15 protein-coding genes are annotated in these 16,638 nt (G+C 70.1%); 7 read left to right on the top strand and 8 right to left on the bottom strand.

What is annotated here, in order from left to right; all coding sequences use genetic code 11:
- Window positions 1–336: 336 nt before the first annotated feature.
- A complete protein-coding gene (locus ACX80J_RS15525; RefSeq protein WP_459345150.1) occupies window positions 337–1,716 on the top strand; it encodes a threonine/serine exporter family protein in 1,380 nt (459 codons plus the stop codon).
- 30 nt (window positions 1,717–1,746) lie between these two features.
- Here the strand turns inward: ACX80J_RS15525 and ACX80J_RS15520 are convergent, their stop codons facing one another.
- The gene (locus ACX80J_RS15520) at window positions 1,747–2,571 is read right to left on the bottom strand and encodes a uracil-DNA glycosylase (protein WP_459348386.1); all 825 of its coding nucleotides are present in this window, start codon (window positions 2,569–2,571) and stop codon (window positions 1,747–1,749) included.
- A 110-nt stretch (window positions 2,572–2,681) separates the two neighbouring features.
- On the opposite strand from ACX80J_RS15520, the gene ACX80J_RS15515 reads away from it, so the two are divergent.
- The 3 genes from ACX80J_RS15515 to groL all read left to right on the top strand — a co-directional run bounded on the left by ACX80J_RS15515 (window position 2,682) and on the right by groL (window position 5,566).
- On the top strand, window positions 2,682–2,987 hold the full coding sequence (locus ACX80J_RS15515; RefSeq protein WP_459348406.1) for a DUF3263 domain-containing protein: 306 nt from the start codon (window positions 2,682–2,684) through the stop codon (window positions 2,985–2,987).
- Window positions 2,988–3,028: 41 nt separating this feature from the next.
- Entirely contained in the window at window positions 3,029–3,628 is a 600-nt protein-coding gene (locus tag ACX80J_RS15510) for a LytR C-terminal domain-containing protein (protein WP_459348385.1), read from the top strand.
- Window positions 3,629–3,931: 303 nt separating this feature from the next.
- Entirely contained in the window at window positions 3,932–5,566 is a 1,635-nt protein-coding gene (gene groL / locus ACX80J_RS15505; RefSeq protein ID WP_301228926.1) for a chaperonin GroEL, read from the top strand.
- A gap of 115 nt (window positions 5,567–5,681) precedes the next feature.
- On the opposite strand, the gene ACX80J_RS15500 is transcribed toward groL, so the two are convergent.
- From ACX80J_RS15500 to ACX80J_RS15475, 6 genes are all read right to left on the bottom strand, one after another.
- Entirely contained in the window at window positions 5,682–5,972 is a 291-nt protein-coding gene (locus ACX80J_RS15500) for a WXG100 family type VII secretion target (RefSeq protein WP_459344787.1), read from the bottom strand.
- A gap of 63 nt (window positions 5,973–6,035) precedes the next feature.
- The gene (locus ACX80J_RS15495) at window positions 6,036–7,595 is read right to left on the bottom strand and encodes a sensor histidine kinase (RefSeq protein ID WP_459348384.1); all 1,560 of its coding nucleotides are present in this window, start codon (window positions 7,593–7,595) and stop codon (window positions 6,036–6,038) included.
- 10 nt (window positions 7,596–7,605) lie between these two features.
- Window positions 7,606–8,316: a response regulator transcription factor gene (locus ACX80J_RS15490; RefSeq protein ID WP_459344789.1), complete on the bottom strand. Its 711-nt coding sequence runs from the start codon at window positions 8,314–8,316 to the stop codon at window positions 7,606–7,608.
- Between the two features lie 56 nt (window positions 8,317–8,372).
- Complete coding sequence (locus tag ACX80J_RS15485; protein ID WP_459348383.1) at window positions 8,373–10,031, bottom strand: DNA repair helicase XPB; 1,659 nt, start codon at window positions 10,029–10,031, stop codon at window positions 8,373–8,375.
- Window positions 10,024–12,432, bottom strand: a complete 2,409-nt coding sequence (locus ACX80J_RS15480; protein WP_459348382.1) for a helicase-associated domain-containing protein — start codon at window positions 12,430–12,432, stop codon at window positions 10,024–10,026. Before ACX80J_RS15480 ends, ACX80J_RS15485 begins: the two co-directional genes overlap by 8 nt.
- A 127-nt stretch (window positions 12,433–12,559) precedes the next feature.
- Window positions 12,560–12,841: a hypothetical protein gene (locus tag ACX80J_RS15475; protein WP_459348381.1), complete on the bottom strand. Its 282-nt coding sequence runs from the start codon at window positions 12,839–12,841 to the stop codon at window positions 12,560–12,562.
- Window positions 12,842–13,014: 173 nt separating this feature from the next.
- On the opposite strand from ACX80J_RS15475, the gene ACX80J_RS15470 reads away from it, so the two are divergent.
- Genes ACX80J_RS15470 through ACX80J_RS15460 form a run of 3 tightly spaced genes read left to right on the top strand, consistent with a single transcriptional unit; the run spans window position 13,015 to window position 15,415 of the window.
- Window positions 13,015–13,398: a cold-shock protein gene (locus ACX80J_RS15470; protein WP_087075479.1), complete on the top strand. Its 384-nt coding sequence runs from the start codon at window positions 13,015–13,017 to the stop codon at window positions 13,396–13,398.
- Between the two features lie 9 nt (window positions 13,399–13,407).
- Window positions 13,408–14,109, top strand: a complete 702-nt coding sequence (locus ACX80J_RS15465) for a DUF3027 domain-containing protein (RefSeq protein WP_459344793.1) — start codon at window positions 13,408–13,410, stop codon at window positions 14,107–14,109.
- Window positions 14,110–14,143: 34 nt separating this feature from the next.
- Window positions 14,144–15,415 (top strand): MFS transporter, encoded by a 1,272-nt coding sequence (locus ACX80J_RS15460; RefSeq protein ID WP_459348380.1) that lies wholly within the window; start codon window positions 14,144–14,146, stop codon window positions 15,413–15,415.
- On the opposite strand, the gene serC is transcribed toward ACX80J_RS15460, so the two are convergent.
- The gene (gene serC / locus ACX80J_RS15455; protein WP_459348379.1) at window positions 15,412–16,536 is read right to left on the bottom strand and encodes a phosphoserine transaminase; all 1,125 of its coding nucleotides are present in this window, start codon (window positions 16,534–16,536) and stop codon (window positions 15,412–15,414) included. The two genes, ACX80J_RS15460 and serC, sit on opposite strands and share 4 nt — an antisense overlap.
- Window positions 16,537–16,638: the final 102 nt, after the last annotated feature.

The raw sequence follows: 16,638 nt of genomic DNA, 5'->3' as shown, positions 1-16,638 counted from the left end.
GCGCGTGACGCATGAAAGGCCGCTGTGACAGACGGTTCCACCCCGGAGGACGGTCGATCGCCTTCCACCAACCCTTCGCCGGTGGCGGAGGCACTCCCCGTCATCCAGCGGCCCTTCGATCCGAGTGAGGACGAGAAGAAGAAGCTCGCCGCCGGCAGGGGGAGCGGGCGGAAGGCGCGGGGAGCTGCCGTTCCACCGAAGAAGCGCCCGGCAGCGGAGCCGAGGACCCCTCGGCAGGGCCGCCAGCGCCAGTCGGCTCCGCGGCCCGCGGACGCCCTGCCCACCACACCGGAGCGCGTACCGTCGTCGAGCCGTCCCAACGCCGCGGCCCGCAGCATGCTCCGCCGCCTGGTGCAGGGGGAGTCTCCCCCCACCCAGGCCATGAGCATCGTCGAGCGGCTGGCGGGCAGTCCCTACGCGAATCCGATGGTCCAGGTCGCCGGGCCCGACGCCAGCGCCCGCAAGGCCCTGGACTTCGCCCTCAGCCTCGCCGAGACCATGTTCCGGTACGGCGCGGGAGCGCTCGAGGTCGAGACGAGCATCATCGCCGTGACCGCGGCGTTCGGCCTGGACAACATCGAGGTGGACATCACCAACCAGTCGGTGGTGCTCAACTACTCGGCCAAGGACCAGACGCCGACGACGGTGCTGCGGGTGGTCCGGTCGTGGACGAACAACTACGCGGGCCTCACGGCCATCCACCGCCTCGTCTCCGATATCGCGGACGGCGGCGTCTCGCGTACCGAAGCGGTCCAGCGGCTCGACGAGATCACCCACCGGCCCAAGCCCTTCCCACGCTGGATGGTCACGGCCGCGTTCGGCATCTTCGCGGCGGCCATCGTCGCCTTCACCGGCGGCACGGTGCTGGCGTCCCTCATCGGCTTCGTCAGCTGCATCCTCGTGGATCTGGTGAGCCGGAAGCTCGGAGAGTGGCGCGTACCCGAGTTCTTCTCGGTCGCGACCTCGTCGGCGCTCGTCACCTTGATCGCCATGCTGTTCTGGTGGCTGCAGGTGCCGATCGCCCCGGCCCTCGTCGTGGTGGGCGGCATCCTCCTGCTCCTGCCGACCGGCAGGCTGGTCTCCGCGACGCAGGACGCCATCAACGGCTTCCCGGTCACGGCCGCGGGGCGGTTCCTCTCGGCGATCCTCATCTTCGCGGCGCTGGTCGCCGGTATCGCCGTCGCGCTCGTCGCAGGAACGGCGCTCGGCATACCCGAACTCGAGGTCCTCGACTCCTCGGGCAGCCAGTACCCGTGGCCCGTGGTGGCGGTGCTGGTCTTCATCTCCGTCGCGATGATCTGCATCGCCGAGCAGACCGACGTGAAGCTGGTGATCCCCACGTCGCTCGTCGCGGTGGCCGGGTACCTCTTCCTGATCACCGTGATGACCGCAGGCGTCGGCTACCGCCTCGCGCCGGCGCTGGCCGCGATCCTGATCGGAGCGCTGTCTCGCGTCGTCGCCCTCCGGCTCGGTGCGCCCCAGCTCGTCGTCGCTGTTCCCGCGGTCCTCTTCCTCTATCCCGGGCTGACCATCTTCCGTTCGATGTACATGCTCACCCTCGACTCGGCATTGGTGTCCGACGGCGCCCTCGGCCTCTTCAACGCCCTGACCGTGGTGCTGGCCATCGCCGCCGGAGTCGTTCTCGGCGACAACCTGGCACGACCGTTCACGCGCAAACTCAGCTCGAACGAGCGGCAGCGCAACCGGCGGCGATAGCCGGGGCGCGGCCGGTGCTGCCCGCCCTGACTAGCCTTCCCTGCCGCCGGCGGTGGTCCGCGACCAGTCGATGGGCTCCGCGCCCTGCTGTGCCAGCAGGTCGTTGACGCGGCTGAAGGGCCGGGAGCCGAAGAATCCGCGGGAGGCCGACAGGGGACTGGGGTGCGCGGACTCCACGGTCGGCGTCGCGCCGAGCAGGGGTTTGAGGCGGAGTGCGTCCTTGCCCCAGAGGATGGCGACGAGCGGACCGCCCCGGGCCACGAGCGCGCGGATGGCGGCGTCGGTCACCAGCTCCCAGCCCAGCCCGCGGTGCGAGGCCGGATCGCCGGCGCGGACCGTCAGCACCCGGTTGAGCAGCAGGACCCCCTGCTCCGTCCAGCCGGACAGGTCACCCGTGGCAGGCGGGGCCGCCCCCGTGTCTGCGGCCAGCTCCCGGTAGATGTTCGCGAGGCTGCGGGGAAGGGGCCGGGTGGCGGGATCGACGGCGAAGCTGAGCCCGACGGCGTGCCCCACGGTCGGGTACGGGTCCTGCCCCACGATGACCACGCGCACCCTGTCCAGCGGGGTGGTGAACGCCCGCAGGATGTGCGGCGCGTCCGGAAGGATCCGCAGCCCCTTGTCCAGATCCGCCGCGAGCGATGCTGCGAGCTGGTGCAGTACCGGTTCGACGGGCTTGAGCGCGGCCGCCCAGTCCTGGGGGACCAGCTCCTCGATGCCCGCGGGAGCAGCGAACGGGAAGACCGACTCGTTGGGCGAGGGCGGGGAGGAGGTCGGCGGCCTCCCGCGACCGGTCTTTCGTGCCGTGCCCGTCGTGGAGGAGGGAGGGAGGTCGAAGAGGGCGCCGTCGTCGGTCATGGCACTATTCTTCCGCGGCGCCGGAGCGCCGTCCGCTCGAATGACATGCCTGTAATTCCCCACTACCATTGAGTAGTAGTTGTGCCAATTGAAGGAAGGCGGTAATGGAGATGGCTGAGCCGATGCGGCAGCCTGCCGATGCGCCCTCCGGACAGGACAAGAAGCCGGCCCTGGGTGACCGCGAGCAGCGGATGCTCGCCCTCGAACGCGAGTGGTGGAAGTACTCCGGTGCGAAGGAGCAGGCCATCCGGGACCTGTTCAACATGTCCGCCACGCACTACTACCAGGTGCTCAACGCGCTGATCGACACCGAGGCGGCGCTCGCGCACGATCCCATGCTCGTGAAGCGGCTGAGGCGGTTGAGGTCCACCCGCCAGAAGGCACGCTCGGCACGCCGTCTCGGCGCGGACATCTAGAACTGCCCGCCAGCCCAACGAGCGAAGGACCATCCTCACCCATGACCGAGCACCCGCGGGACGAGTTCGACAGGGTCCCGGAGGCTCCCGTGCGTCAGGGCGTCCACCGGGAGCGGCTCATCCCGGCCGGATCGAGCGGCCTCGCCCTGAAGATCACCGTGGGGGTCCTCGCGCTCCTGATCGGCCTGGGCTCCTACTTCATCCTTCCCCGGCTGGGCCTCGCGGGAGGCGGCGCCGCGGCGTCGGCAACCGGATCGTCCACGGCCTCCGGCCCGGCCTCGGACCCGACGGCGAACGACGACGCGGGCACGGATGCGACGGGGGAACCGTCCCCGGACGGCACGGCCCAGGACGAGGTGGACGATGCCGACCGCGCGCAGACTGTGAACGTCCTCAACGGCACGGGTGCCCCCGGTCTGGCCTCCGTGGCAGCCGGCCGGCTGGCATCCGCCGGCTGGACCTCGGCGCTTCCCGGGAACTGGGCCGGCGCTCCCGTGGACGCCTCGGTGGTCTTCTACAACGGCGAGGCGCAGCGGGCCGGGGCCGAGGCGGTGGCTGAAGATCTGGGCATCACGAACCTGGTCGACAGCGCGGATGTCTCGCCGGATATCTCGGTCGTGCTCGGACCCGAGTTCCAGTGATCCGCAGGTCGAGGGGGAGCCCGAACGGCGTCCCGGAGTCGCCGTGTGACAGCACGGCAAGGGTACTCCGACGCGCCCGATCGGCTTGCACTCACGGGGTGGGAGTGCTAATTATTGAGTTAGCACTCGCGCGCGCAGACTGCTAAGAAGCGCGTGACGGGTGAAGCAGGCAAACCTCTGTGGTGAGGGTGAAGCAGGAACGTGAAAGAGATCGTTCCGGCATCGCCCGGCCGTCGCGGGCACCACACGCAGGCAAGCATTGATGTGCTGAAATGCAACCGTCCCGAAAGGACCTAAGCCGTTATGGCCAAGATCATTTCTTTTGATGAAGAGGCCCGACGCGGCCTCGAGCGAGGCCTGAACATCCTCGCTGACGCCGTCAAGGTAACGCTCGGCCCCCGTGGCCGCAACGTCGTACTCGAGAAGAAGTGGGGCGCCCCCACCATCACGAACGACGGCGTGTCCATCGCCAAGGAGATCGAGCTCGACGACCCGTTCGAGAAGATCGGCGCAGAACTCGTCAAGGAAGTTGCCAAGAAGACGGACGACGTCGCCGGCGACGGAACCACCACCGCCACCGTGCTCGCCCAGGCCCTCGTCAAGGAAGGCCTGCGCAACGTCGCGGCCGGAGCTGACCCCCTGAGCCTGAAGCGCGGCATCGAGAAGGCCGTCAAGGCCGTCACCGACGAGCTGCTCGCCTCCGCGAAGGAAATCGAGACCAAGGAGGAGATCGCGGCCACGGCCTCCATCTCCGCGGGTGACACGCAGATCGGTGACCTGATCGCCGAAGCCCTCGACAAGGTGGGCAAGGAAGGCGTCATCACCGTCGAGGAGTCGAACACCTTCGGCCTCGAGCTCGAACTCACCGAGGGCATGCGCTTCGACAAGGGCTACATCTCGGGCTACTTCGTCACCGACGCCGAGCGCCAGGAGACGGTCCTCGAGGATCCCTACATCCTGATCGTCAACTCGAAGATCAGCAACGTGAAGGACCTCGTCGCCGTCCTCGAGAAGGTCATGCAGTCCGGCAAGCCGCTGCTGATCATCGCGGAGGACATCGAAGGCGAAGCCCTCGCAACCCTCGTGGTCAACAAGATCCGCGGCACCTTCAAGTCCGTCGCCGTCAAGGCCCCGGGCTTCGGTGACCGCCGCAAGGCGCAGCTCGCCGACATCGCGATCCTCACCGGCGGCCAGGTCATCGCCGAGGAAGTCGGCCTCAAGCTCGAGACCGCCACCCTCGACCTGCTCGGCACCGCCCGCAAGGTCGTCGTGACCAAGGACGAGACCACCATCGTCGAGGGAGCCGGCGACGCCGACGCCATCGCCGGTCGCGTGGCCCAGATCCGCGCCGAGATCGAGAACTCCGACTCCGACTACGACCGCGAGAAGCTGCAGGAACGCCTGGCCAAGCTGGCCGGCGGCGTTGCAGTCATCAAGGCCGGTGCCGCTACCGAGGTCGAACTCAAGGAGCGCAAGCACCGCATCGAGGACGCAGTGCGCAACGCCAAGGCTGCCGTCGAAGAGGGCATCGTCGCCGGTGGCGGTGTCGCCCTCATCCAGGCCGGCGCCAAGGCCTTCGCCAACCTGCAGCTCGAGGGTGACGAGGCAACGGGCGCGAACATCGTCCGCGTCGCCATCGACGCGCCGCTCAAGCAGATCGCCTTCAACGCCGGCCTCGAGCCGGGCGTCGTCGTCGACAAGGTCCGCGGTCTCCCCGCCGGTCACGGCCTGAACGCCGCTACCGGTGTCTACGAGGACCTGCTGGCTGCCGGCGTCAACGACCCCGTGAAGGTCACCCGTTCGGCGCTGCAGAACGCGGCGTCCATCGCGGGCCTGTTCCTCACCACTGAGGCCGTCGTGGCCGACAAGCCGGAGAAGGCAGCTCCTGCCGGCGGCGGCGACGACATGGGCGGCATGGGCGGCATGGGCGGCTTCTAGTCCCCCCTGCTGGTCGCGCCACCCGCGCACAGTACGAGAAGGGCGGCACTCCCGAAAGGGGGTGCCGCCCTTTCGTCGTCCGCAGCAGGACAGGACTGCCCGCCCTTCCGCTGGATCAGCTCAGGAACATGCGGGCGTTGCTCTGCTCGGCGTCGGCGTACTGCTGGGCGGCGACGTCGAGGGCGGCATTGATGCCGGTGAGGGATTCCTCGACCTGCTGCTGGGTGGCCCGCCACTGCAGGATCAGCTGCTGGAAATTGGTGGCTGCCTGCCCGGTCCACAGCCCCTCCAGTTCACGGAGGCCGGCCTGCATGGAGTTCACCTCCGCCTGCAGCCTCGTGATGGTGCCCTGCACCTGGCTGCTCTTGGCAGCCAGGCTGTCGGTGTCTACGTTGAAGAATGCCATGCTGTGCTCCCGGGTGCTCGCGCTTCCTTGACGCATCCGACGGTAGGGCACGGCGGCGAACGGTCAGCGGTCGTCGCGGCCCTTGTGGACAACCGGCTTCGCCGATGGTGCCTGCGGCGGGGTGATCCCGCTCGAGTACGCGGCCTCGGAGCCGGGGCCCGCGCTGTCCTCCCCGGCAGCATCGTCGTCCTGCTCGTCCGCCGGCACGTGGGGGAGCCGGATGGACAGGGTGGCCCCACCCCCGGGTGTCTCCTCCAGCCGCACCGTGCCGTCGTGCTGCGCGACGAGTGCGGCCACGATGGCGAGTCCGAGTCCCGTGCCGCCCGTCTCGCGATGGCGGGACGTGTCCGCCCGGTAGAAGCGCTCGAAGACCTTGGCGGCGTCGTCCTCGGAGATGCCCGGACCGTGGTCCCGGACTTCGAGGACGGAGTCGCTGGTGCCGTGCAGTACCGGCGCGACGCCGACGGCGATCTCGATGGGAGAGCCCTCCGGGGTGTAGCGGAGCGCGTTGGTCATCAGGTTGGCGACCACCTGGCGGAGGCGGGCCTCGTCACCGCGTGTGGGAGCGGAGCGCGGATTCCCGCCGTCGAGGCCGATGATGGTGATGGACCGGTCCGGCGCCGTGGCGCGAGCGTCGAAGGCGGCGTCGTGGCCGAGCACCATGAGGTCCAGGGGCTTCATCTCGAGGGGCCGCTGCTCATCGATCCTGGCGAGCGTGAGCAGGTCCTCGACGAGCTGGCCCATGCGGATCGCCTCGCTCTCGATCCTGCCCATCGCGGTGGCGATGTCCTCGTCCTTCTGCAGGGCCCCGTACCGGTAGAGCTCCGAGTATCCCCGGATGGTGACGAGCGGGGTCCGAAGCTCATGGGAGGCATCCGCGATGAAGCGGCGCATCTTCGTCTCGGAGGCGGTCCTGGCGGCGAAGGTACGCTCGATGTGCGCGAGCATCGCATTGAGGGACCGCGACAGCCGCCCGATCTCCGTGGTGGGCCGCTCGATGGCGACGCGGCGGGAGAGGTCCCCGGTGGCGATGGCGGCGGCGGTCCGCTCCACCCGTGCGAGCGGCGCGAACTGCCGCGTCACGGCGAGAAAGGCGATGATCGAGGCGAGTACGGTCGTGACGAGGCCCGAGGTGAAGATGATCTCCGTCGACTCCTGCACCGACTCGTTGACGGTGTTCAGGCGGGACGCGATGGCGAGGTACCCCTCGCCGTTGGCGAACGGGAAGACGCGCACCCGCCAGCCCTGGCTCGAGGGCGCGGTCCCCGGGACGTCGAAGCCGGAACTCTCGAGGTCCGTGATCCTCTCCGGGGTGAGGCCGTCCAGCTCCGGCACGTCCGCGGCATCGGAGGACTGGTTCTCGGCGACGATGGAGGCGCCCCGGTCGAGGATCGCCGCGTAGTAGCGGAGAACCGTCCCGTCATCGGCGGGAACCTCGGAATAGATGGTCTCCGAGACCACTTTCGCGTTGGTGAGGATGTCGGCGTCGAGCCTGTCCACGAGTCCCTGCCGCAGCAGGGACACGGTGGCCAGGCCCGTGATGCCGACGGTCACGATCATGAGGAGCATGATGATCGCGACCAGCTGCGAGCGGAGGGACGCCGCGTTCCAACGCTTGATCAAGGGAAGGGCGCTACCGCTTGTCGGCGGAGCGGAGCAGGTATCCCACGCCGCGCTTCGTCTGGATCAGGGCGACGGTGTCGGAGCTCCGGTCGATCTTCCGGCGCAGGTACGAGATGTAGGACTCCACGATGGACGCATCCCCGTTGAAGTCGTATTCCCAGACGTGGTCGAGGATCTGTGCCTTCGAGAGGACGCGGTTGGGATTCATCATGAGGTAGCGCAGGAGCTTGAACTCGGTGGGGGAGAGGTCGATCGTCTCCCCTCCACGCCGGACCTCGTGTGCGTCGTCGTCCAGTTCGAGGTCATCGACGCGGATCACGGCGTCGTCGTCCTCGAGCGGGTGCGTGCGCCGCAGGACCGCACGGATGCGGGCCACCACCTCGTCGAGGCTGAACGGCTTGGTGACGTAGTCGTCACCGCCGACCGTCAGGCCGGTGACCTTGTCCTCGGTGTCGTCCCGCGCCGTCAGGAAGACGACGGGGAAGTGGCGGCCGGCGGCCCGCAGGCGCCGGGTGACGGTGAATCCGTCCATGTCGGGGAGCATGACGTCGAGCACGGCGAGATCGGGGTTGTGCGTCTCGGCGGCCGCAAGGGCGTCGCGTCCGTTCGCGGCGGCGACGACGTCGAAGCCGGCGAACCGCAGGGAGGTCGAGAGGAGCTCGCGGATGTTCGGTTCGTCGTCGACGACCAGCAGTTTCGCTTCGGGGACTGTTTTCTTCACGGCACCAGTATCCGCACGTTGTCTGTGAATTGGCTGAGCCGCTGCTGAAGACTTGCTCAGGAGTCCCTGGGCTCCTTGTCGCCGATCGCGGCTGCGTCGAGGATGCGGTAGGCGTACCCCTGCTCGGCGAGGAACCGCTGGCGCTTGGCGGCGAAGTCCTGGTCGAGGGTGTCCCGGGCGACGACGGTATAGAAGCGCGCGGCCCTGCCGTCGCTCTTCGGCCGGAGGAGCCGGCCGAGCCGCTGTGCCTCCTCCTGCCGCGACCCGAAGGACCCGGAGACCTGGATCGCGACCGATGCCTCGGGGAGGTCGATCGAGAAGTTGGCGACCTTGGAGACCACGAGCACGTGGATCTCACCCGCCCGGAAGGCGTCGAAGAGCCGCTGGCGTTCCCGCACCGTCGTCTCGCCCTTGATGACGGGGGCTGCGAGCCGTACGGCGAGGTCGTCGAGCTGGTCGATGTACTGTCCGATCACGAGCAGCTGCTCGCCCCGGTGGGCAGCGACGAGCTTCTCCACCACGTCCGACTTCGTGTCCGACGTCGCGCACAGGCGGTACTTGTCGGCGTCGTCGGCCATGGCATACGCGACGCGCTCGTCCCGTGGCAGGTCCACCCGGACCTCGACGCAGTCGGCGGGTGCGATGTAGCCCTGGGCCTCGATGTCCTTCCACGGCGCGTCGTACCGTTTCGGCCCGATGAGCGAGAACACCTCCCCCTCCCGGCCGTCCTCGCGGACGAGGGTCGCCGTGAGCCCGAGCCTCCGGCGTGCCTGGAGGTCGGCGGTCATCTTGAAGATCGGTGCCGGGAGGAGATGGACCTCGTCGTACACGATCAGGCCCCAGTCGTTCGCGTCCAGCAGCTCGAGGTGCGGGTACAGCCCGCCGCGCTTCGTGGTGAGGACCTGGTAGGTCGCGATCGTCACCGGCCGCACCTCCTTCACGGCCCCCGAGTACTCCCCGATCTCGTCCTCGGTCAGGGAGGTGCGCTTGAGCAGTTCGTCCTTCCACTGCCGGGCCGACACCGTGTTGGTGACGAGGATGAGCGTCGTGGTCTGGCTCGTGGCCATGGCTGCGGCCCCCACGAGGGTCTTGCCTGCCCCGCACGGCAGGACGACGACGCCGGAGCCACCGGACCAGAAGTTCTCGACGGCGAGCTGCTGGTACGGGCGCAGCGTCCAGCCGTCCTCGTCCAGCGCGATGGGATGCGGTGTCCCGTCGACGTAGCCTGCGAAGTCCTCGGCGGGCCACCCGAGCTTGAGCAGCAGTTGCTTCAGCTGTCCGCGCTGGGACGAGTGCACGACGACGGTCTCGCCGTCGATCCTCGGCCCGAGCAGGGGCTGGATCTTCTTGGCGTGCAGGACCTCCTCGAGCACCGGGTAGTCGGAGGTCCGCAGCACGAGGCCGTGCTGGGGGTCCTTCTCGAGGCGGAGCCTGCCGTAGCGCGACATCGTGTCCTCGATGTCGATGAGGAGGGCGTGCGGCACGGGGAAGCGCGAGTACTTCAGGAGCGTGTCGAGGACCCGCTCGGCATCCAGTCCGGCGGCCCGTGCGTTCCACAGCCCGAGCGGCGTGAGCCGGTAGCTGTGCACGTGCTCCGGGGCCCGCTCGAGCTCGGCGAACGCGGCGATCGCGTGGCGCGCCTCGGTTGCCTGCTCGTGGTCCACCTCGAGCAGGATGGTCTTGTCGCTCTGGACGATCAGCGGCCCGTCAGCCATCTGCGGGGCTCCCTTCGAGGATTTCCACGTCCATGACGCGGTGTACAGACACGACTTTCTCCACCTGCTTCTCGGGATCGAACACCCGCAGGCGGCCTCCCGATACCGAGAGTGGAACGAGGACCTGGCGCACGTGATTCCCTTCGCTGTCGGCGGTGCCGAGGCGGATGCGGCTCCGAGACCGGATGGCTGCCCGCAGGGTCTCCAGTCCCAGGAGGATCTCGCTGTCCGAACCGGACGCGGAGTCGGCGGGCCCGGGCCGCGCCGAGCGCAGTGCGGCGACCTGTGCCGCGATCTCCTCCTCGGCGACCGACCAGGGGTTGAGCCGCGACCGGAGCTGTTCCGGCGAGACCCGGGCAGCCGGCGCCGGCTCGGCGGATGTCTTCGCGACGGCAGCCACGGCGTCCGCTGCCGGCGCGAACCCGAGGTCCCGCAGGAGCGCGGTCAGTTCCTGGGGAGAGACGGCCGACACCAGCACGGTCGGCGCCACCTGCAGGATCCCGAGCGCCGCCGCACGCGGGTCCGCCAGGAGGGCCGCGGCGACCGCGTCGTCGTCCGTGCGCAGGTAGCTCCCGGCGCGCCCGACCCGGAGGCTGCCGTACCGCGACCCGGTGTCCTCGACGAGGTAGGTCAGGGGCTGGGGGATCTCCGTGGCGGAGGAGGTGCGCAGGAAGGCGAGGATCGACTCCGCGTCCTCGCCTCCGTCGAGCGCCGAGCGGATGGAGTCGGCCGAGAAACGGTAGGTGGTGGCCGGTCCCTGTCCTTCCGGTGTGGCCATGCGCAGCAGCCCCCGCGCCACCTCGGGCTGCAGGTACCCGGGAGCGACGGCGGTGAGGTCGGCCTGCAGGACGACGTGGGACACCGCGGCCGGCAGGGCCCGGCGGATGCCGTCGGCGGCCTCCTCGAAGCGTCCCTCCGCCACGAGGCGCCCCGCGTCGGCGAGCGCACCGCTCCCCGTCAGGCCGAGGAACGCCGCCTCGGTCAGCATGCCCGGCAGCAGGCGGGCGAAGCGCCGGTGCAGCCGCGGCTGGTGCCAGGTGGCGAGCGAGATGACCGACTGCTCGGTGAGGACCGGCACCGCGGCCGGGCCGGCCGCGGGCCCGCCGTCCTCCTCGGGGCGGGCACCGGAGAGATCGGAGGCCACGGCCAGGAACCGCTGGCGCACCATCGGTGCATCGGGACGGGAGGCCTCGGCGGCGAGGGCGTTGACGGCCGTCCCGTCGGGCAGCCGGGAACCGACCAGGGCCGGTGCGCGGTCCAGGGCCAGCCATCCCTCGACCAGGAGGAGCCACTGGGCCTCGCGGTCCAGCGCTTCCCAGGCGTCGAGGCGGGAGGTCTTCCAGCGCGAATCGTCGGGGTCGAGGGTCAGGAGCCCGACGGCGGCCGCGAGTTCCAGCAGCCAGGCGGCCTCGCCGTCGTCCGTGCGCAGCGCCTCACGGACGCGTCGCAGCTCCCGCACGCCGACTCCTCCGGAGCGGAGCGTGGAGACCGGGGTGGCGGCGACGGATCCGAGGAGGGCGGTCACCAGGCGGAGCGTCTCCGCGATCGCGCCGAAGGCGGCGTTGTCCCGCAGGCTCGCGCGCGTGGTCCGTTCCGCTCCGGCGGGCGGGGTCGTCTCGAGGGCCGCGAAGACCACGTGACCGCGGAGCGCCCTGCCCACTCCCCGCGGGAGTTCGACGTGGAGGGCGTCCAGCGGTGCCAGCAGGCAGCGGTCCACCAGCCAGCGCACGGCGGGCGAGGCCCCGTCCCCTCCTCCCGTCGCCGTCGAGCCGACCGGAGCATCGCGCAGTCGCGAGAGCAGCGGAGCCGCGCCGTCGGGGGCGTCGGCCAGGACGCGGCTCCATGCCTCCGGATCGGCCACCACGCCGTCGAGCACCTGCGCGGCGGACGCGCCCGTCATCGCATCGGTGGCAGCCTCGGCCTCGACGAGGGACACGGCGTGGACCAGCGCCGGCCCGTAGCGCGGGATCGACCTTGCCAGCGTGCGGAAGGGCCGCCCGAGACCTGCAGGGTAGGGCCCCAGCGCATCGGCCAACGCCCCGACCGGTAGGAAGCCCTCCTCCGCGGAACCGACGACGAGGGCCCTCTGACCGAGGTCGGCGAGGATCGCATCGAGAGCTTCGACCTCCGCCGTCGTGAAGGCGGACGCCAGGCGCGCCCGGGTCACGGCAGTGCCGTCGTCCTCGCCGAGGACCACGATCGCCTCGAGGACCTGAAGCTGGGGGCGCGATACGTTGTCGAGGGCGCGCTGCAGACTGACCCGGGTGGATGCCCTCGCCGCGAGCGCGGCGAAGTCAGGCACCGGGGGGAGGATGAGGTCGGGCCGGACGGCAAGCAGGCTCCGCAGTTCGTCATCGCTCCGGAGGGCCAGCTGTTCGGCCAGTGCTCGGATCGCGGACATCCCTCCAAGGTTACCCGGCGCCTCCGACAGACCGGGAGTCCCTGCTCGGCCAGGGTCCTGCCGGCGGAGCCGGGCTACTGCCGGCGAGGCCGGGCTACCGCCGGCGAGACCGTCAGGACGGGAGCTGTCAGGATCTCCGGCGGGAGATCGCCGACGAGACGACGACCGCGCCCATCAGCAGGAAGGCGATCGGCAGGCAGAAGTAGGTGGCGAGCACGAACCCGGGCCATACCGACCCCTGGAGGAAAGCGGTGAGGAGGATCGCGGCGAGCGACACCAGGCCGATGACGGCGAACACGACCGCAAGCACCATCAGCGCGCGACGGAGGCGGGAGGACCGCCCGGACCCGCCGGTGCCCTGCTGGAGGTGCTCGGAGGAGGGGCGCGGTGCCGGTTCATTCGGGATCATAGCCGTCCCAGACTACAAGAACCACGGCAGGGGGGCCGCCCGAAAAGCTATATCCTAGGAGACACAGACTTCCCCGGCGGTGGCAGTGCGCCTGGGCACCCGGCGGTGTCCCCGCACCCGGGACCGGAACCGCAGGCGCATCCCGCCCGGTACAGCTAAGAAGAGGTAACGACGTGCCCATCGGCAAAGTGAAGTGGTTCGACGCGGACAAGGGATTCGGATTCCTTGCCACGGATGACGGCAAGGAAGTGTTCCTGCACGCCTCCGCGCTCCCCGCGGGCGTGAGCGAGGTCAAGGTCGGCACCAAGCTCGAGTTCGGCGTGGCCGACGGCCGCCGCGGACCCTCTGCCCTGTCGGCGCGCATCCTCGAGCAGGCACCGTCCGTGGTCAAGGCGACGCGGAAGAGCGCGGATGACATGGCCGTCATCACGGAAGACCTCATCAAACTCCTCGACGGCGTGTCCAACGGACTCCGCAAGGGGCGCTACCCCGAGAAGTCCCACGCTTCGAAGGTCGCCGCCGTCCTGAGGGCGGTTGCCGACGACCTCGACGCGTAGGCTTCCACCATGACCTCGAGCAACCTGGAGACCGCCGACGGCGCCGCTCCGACCGACGCCGGAGCCGCACCCGCCGACGCCACCCCCACGGAGGCGCCGCGGAAAGTGTCGCGCCGCATCCCGAAGTCCGATGCCGTGCTCGAAGCGGCCGTGGAACGGGCTCGCCGCGGAGTGCTCGAGGTCGCCCCCGAAGCACAGGTGGGCCGTCACGTGTCCGCCACGATCGAGGGCGAGCGCCTCGTCACGCACCGGTTCGAGGCCTTCGTGCCCGGATACGGGGGCTGGCAGTGGTACGCGAGCGTCGCCCGTGTCGCCCGCAGTAAGGACGTGACGGTCTGCGAGGTGGGACTGCTGCCCTCTGCGGCTTCCCTGCTGGCGCCCGAGTGGCTGCCGTGGTCGGAGCGGGTCCGCCCCGAGGACTCGGAGCCGGACGAAGCGCCGTCGGACTCGGAGCCGGACGAAGCGCCGTCGGACTCGGAGCCGGAGGAGGCGCCGTCGGACGTGATTCCTGCCGACCCGGGCGAGGACGGGAACCAGGAGCAGGTGCCGGAGGACGCATCCGCCGGAGAGAACGCCGGACCGGGCGCCGGGGCGCCCGAGGAAGCAGTCGTCCCCGACGTCGACCCGCTGGAGGACGCCGCAGGGACCTCTGCGGACCGCACCGATGACGGAACGAGCCGCGACGCCGAAGGACAGCCCGACGCCGGGTGATGCAGCAGTGGCGCCGGAACCGAAGAGGAGGGGCTTGAGCACCTTCCGATCGCTCGGGATCCACAACTACAGGCTCTGGTTCATCGGAGCGCTGATCTCCAACATCGGTACCTGGATGCAGCGCACTGCCCAGGACTGGCTCGTCTACGACATCCTCACACCGCAGAACGCATCCGCCCTCGGGATCGTGATGGCGCTCCAGCTCGGGCCGCAGCTCGTCATCGCCCCCTGGGCCGGGCTGATCGCGGACACGGTCGACCGACGGCGCCTCCTCGCCACCACGCAGGTCGCCATGGCCCTGCTCGGAGTGGGCCTCGGCCTGATGGTCCTCGTCGATGCCGCCGTGCTGTGGCACGTCTATGCCTTCGCCCTGGCGCTCGGGATCGTGTCGGCCTTCGACGCACCGGCCCGCCAGGCGTTCGTCTCCGAGCTGGTGCGCGACGACTACCTCCCCAATGCCGTCGCGCTCAACAGTGCCTCGTTCAACGGCGCCCGTCTGGTGGGGCCCGCCATCGCCGGGCTGCTCACGGCCGGCGTGGGTCCGGGCTGGGTATTCCTCATCAATGCGCTCACCTTCGGCGCGATGGTCTACGTCCTGCTCGCCATGCGCGGCTCGGAATTGAACCCGCAGCCGCGGTCCGCCCCGGGCAAGGGCCGCATCCGGGAGGGGTTCCGCTACGTGCGGCAGCGGCCGGACCTCCTGATGGTCCTGCTCGCGATCTTCATCGTGGGCACCTTCGGACTCAACTTCGCCGTCTTCATCGCCGCGATGGCGCGCACCGAGTTCGGCCAGGATGCAGGCGTCTTCGGCATCCTGTCCTCGGTGATGGCCGTAGGGTCGGTCGCCGGCGCCCTGCTGTCCGCACGGCGGGAACGGCCTCGCCTGCGCTTCGTCTTCGGTGCTGCGGCGGCGTTCGGGGTCGCCTGCATCCTCGCCGCCGTGGCCCCGAACCTCTGGCTGTTCGGAGCGGCCCTCGTTCCCGTGGGGCTGTTCGCGCTGACGCTGATGACCAGTGCCAACGCCTACGTGCAGACGACCACGGACCCGGTGATGCGCGGCCGTGTCATGGCCCTCTACTTCGCCATCTTCCTCGGCGGGACCCCGCTGGGCGCGCCCGTCGTGGGCTGGGTCTCCGACGCCTTCGGTCCGAGGTGGAGCCTCGGGGTGGCCGCGGCCTCGGGGCTCATCGCCGCCGCGGCGGGCATTTTCTGGGCATGGCGCTACCACGACGTGCGGTTGCGCTACGACCGTTCCGCTCCCCGCCGCCTCCGGATGGACCACGAGGCGACGGACGGAACGTCCTAGAGGAGGTTCTCGACCACGTGGTCGATGCAGGCGATGAGCGCCGAGACGTCGTCGGGCTCGATGGCCACGAAGGTCGCGATGCGCAGCTGGTTGCGGCCGAGCTTGCGGTACGGCTCGACGTCGACGACGCCGTTCGCGCGCAGGATGGCGGCGATGCGTGCCGCGTCCACCGCGTCGTCGAAGTCCACGGTCACGATCACGTTGGAGCGATCCTCGGTGCGGGCCACGTAGGGGCTCGCCACCGCAGAGGCCTCCGCCCACGAGTAGATACGGCCGGCGGAGTCCGCGGTGCGGGCCGCAGCGAACGGCAGGCCGCCCTGGGCGTTCAGCCATTCGACCTGCGCGTCCAGCGTGACGAGGGTGGACAGCGACGGGGTGTTGTAGGTCTGGTTCAGGCGCGAGTTGTCGATCGCCGTCTGGAGGTCGAGGAAGTCCGGGATCCACCGGTCGCCGGCGCTGATCCGCGCGGCACGCTCCAGCGCGGCGGGGGAGAAGAGTCCGAGCCACAGGCCGCCGTCGGACGCGAAGTTCTTCTGCGGAGCGAAGTAGTAGACGTCCGCCTGCGACACGTCGACGTCGAGGCCGCCGGCCGCGGAGGTGGCGTCGACGAGGACCAGTGCGCCGTCGTCCGCCCCCTCGACCCTCCGCACGGGAGCCGCGACCCCCGTCGAGGTCTCGTTCTGCGGCCACGCGTAGGCGTCGACGCCGGCCTCCGCGACGGGGTCGGGGCGGGTGCCCGGCTCGGCGGTGATGATGCTCGATGCGCCGAGGAACGGCGCCTTGTCGGTCGCGGAGGCGAACTTCGAACCGAACTCCCCGAAGGAGAGGTGCTGCGCCTTCCGGTCGACGAGGCCGAACGCCGCCACGTCCCAGAACGCGGTGGACCCGCCGACGCCGAGGACCACCTCGTACCCCTCGGGGGCGCCGAAGAAGGTACTGAGCCCCTCACGCACGCGGCCGACCAGGTTGCGGACGGGAGCCTGGCGGTGCGAGGTGCCGAGCAGCGACGGCCCGGCGGACACCAGTGCGTCGATCTGCCCGCTTCGCACCTTGGACGGACCTGCGCCGAAACGCCCGTCCGCGGGCAGCAGGTGGTCGGGGATGCGGGGCAGGTCGGTCATGGTCGCTCCAGCTGTGTCGGCGGCGGGTATCGCCCTCATTCTGCCCCAGCGGAGGTCGGCCCTCCATTTGTGAACGCCGGAGCGGGAGACCTCCTGCGCCTG

The sequence above is a fragment of the Arthrobacter rhamnosi genome, from assembly GCF_054510975.1.
Note: the sequence above shows the minus strand (reverse complement) of the source record. Positions and strands in the feature narration are given on the sequence as shown.

What these genes read in the sequence shown, in the direction of transcription:
- ACX80J_RS15525 (WP_459345150.1), top strand. Translation starts at nt 337, where the DNA reads ATGCTCCGCCGCCTGGTGCAGGGGGAGTCTCCCCCCACCCAGGCCATG.
- ACX80J_RS15520 (WP_459348386.1), bottom strand. Translation starts at nt 2,571, where the DNA reads ATGACCGACGACGGCGCCCTCTTCGACCTCCCTCCCTCCTCCACGACG.
- ACX80J_RS15515 (WP_459348406.1), top strand. Translation starts at nt 2,682, where the DNA reads ATGGCTGAGCCGATGCGGCAGCCTGCCGATGCGCCCTCCGGACAGGAC.
- ACX80J_RS15510 (WP_459348385.1), top strand. Translation starts at nt 3,029, where the DNA reads ATGACCGAGCACCCGCGGGACGAGTTCGACAGGGTCCCGGAGGCTCCC.
- groL (WP_301228926.1), top strand. Translation starts at nt 3,932, where the DNA reads ATGGCCAAGATCATTTCTTTTGATGAAGAGGCCCGACGCGGCCTCGAG.
- ACX80J_RS15500 (WP_459344787.1), bottom strand. Translation starts at nt 5,972, where the DNA reads ATGGCATTCTTCAACGTAGACACCGACAGCCTGGCTGCCAAGAGCAGC.
- ACX80J_RS15485 (WP_459348383.1), bottom strand. Translation starts at nt 10,031, where the DNA reads ATGGCTGACGGGCCGCTGATCGTCCAGAGCGACAAGACCATCCTGCTC.
- ACX80J_RS15480 (WP_459348382.1), bottom strand. Translation starts at nt 12,432, where the DNA reads ATGTCCGCGATCCGAGCACTGGCCGAACAGCTGGCCCTCCGGAGCGAT.
- ACX80J_RS15475 (WP_459348381.1), bottom strand. Translation starts at nt 12,841, where the DNA reads ATGATCCCGAATGAACCGGCACCGCGCCCCTCCTCCGAGCACCTCCAG.
- ACX80J_RS15465 (WP_459344793.1), top strand. Translation starts at nt 13,408, where the DNA reads ATGACCTCGAGCAACCTGGAGACCGCCGACGGCGCCGCTCCGACCGAC.
- serC (WP_459348379.1), bottom strand. Translation starts at nt 16,536, where the DNA reads ATGACCGACCTGCCCCGCATCCCCGACCACCTGCTGCCCGCGGACGGG.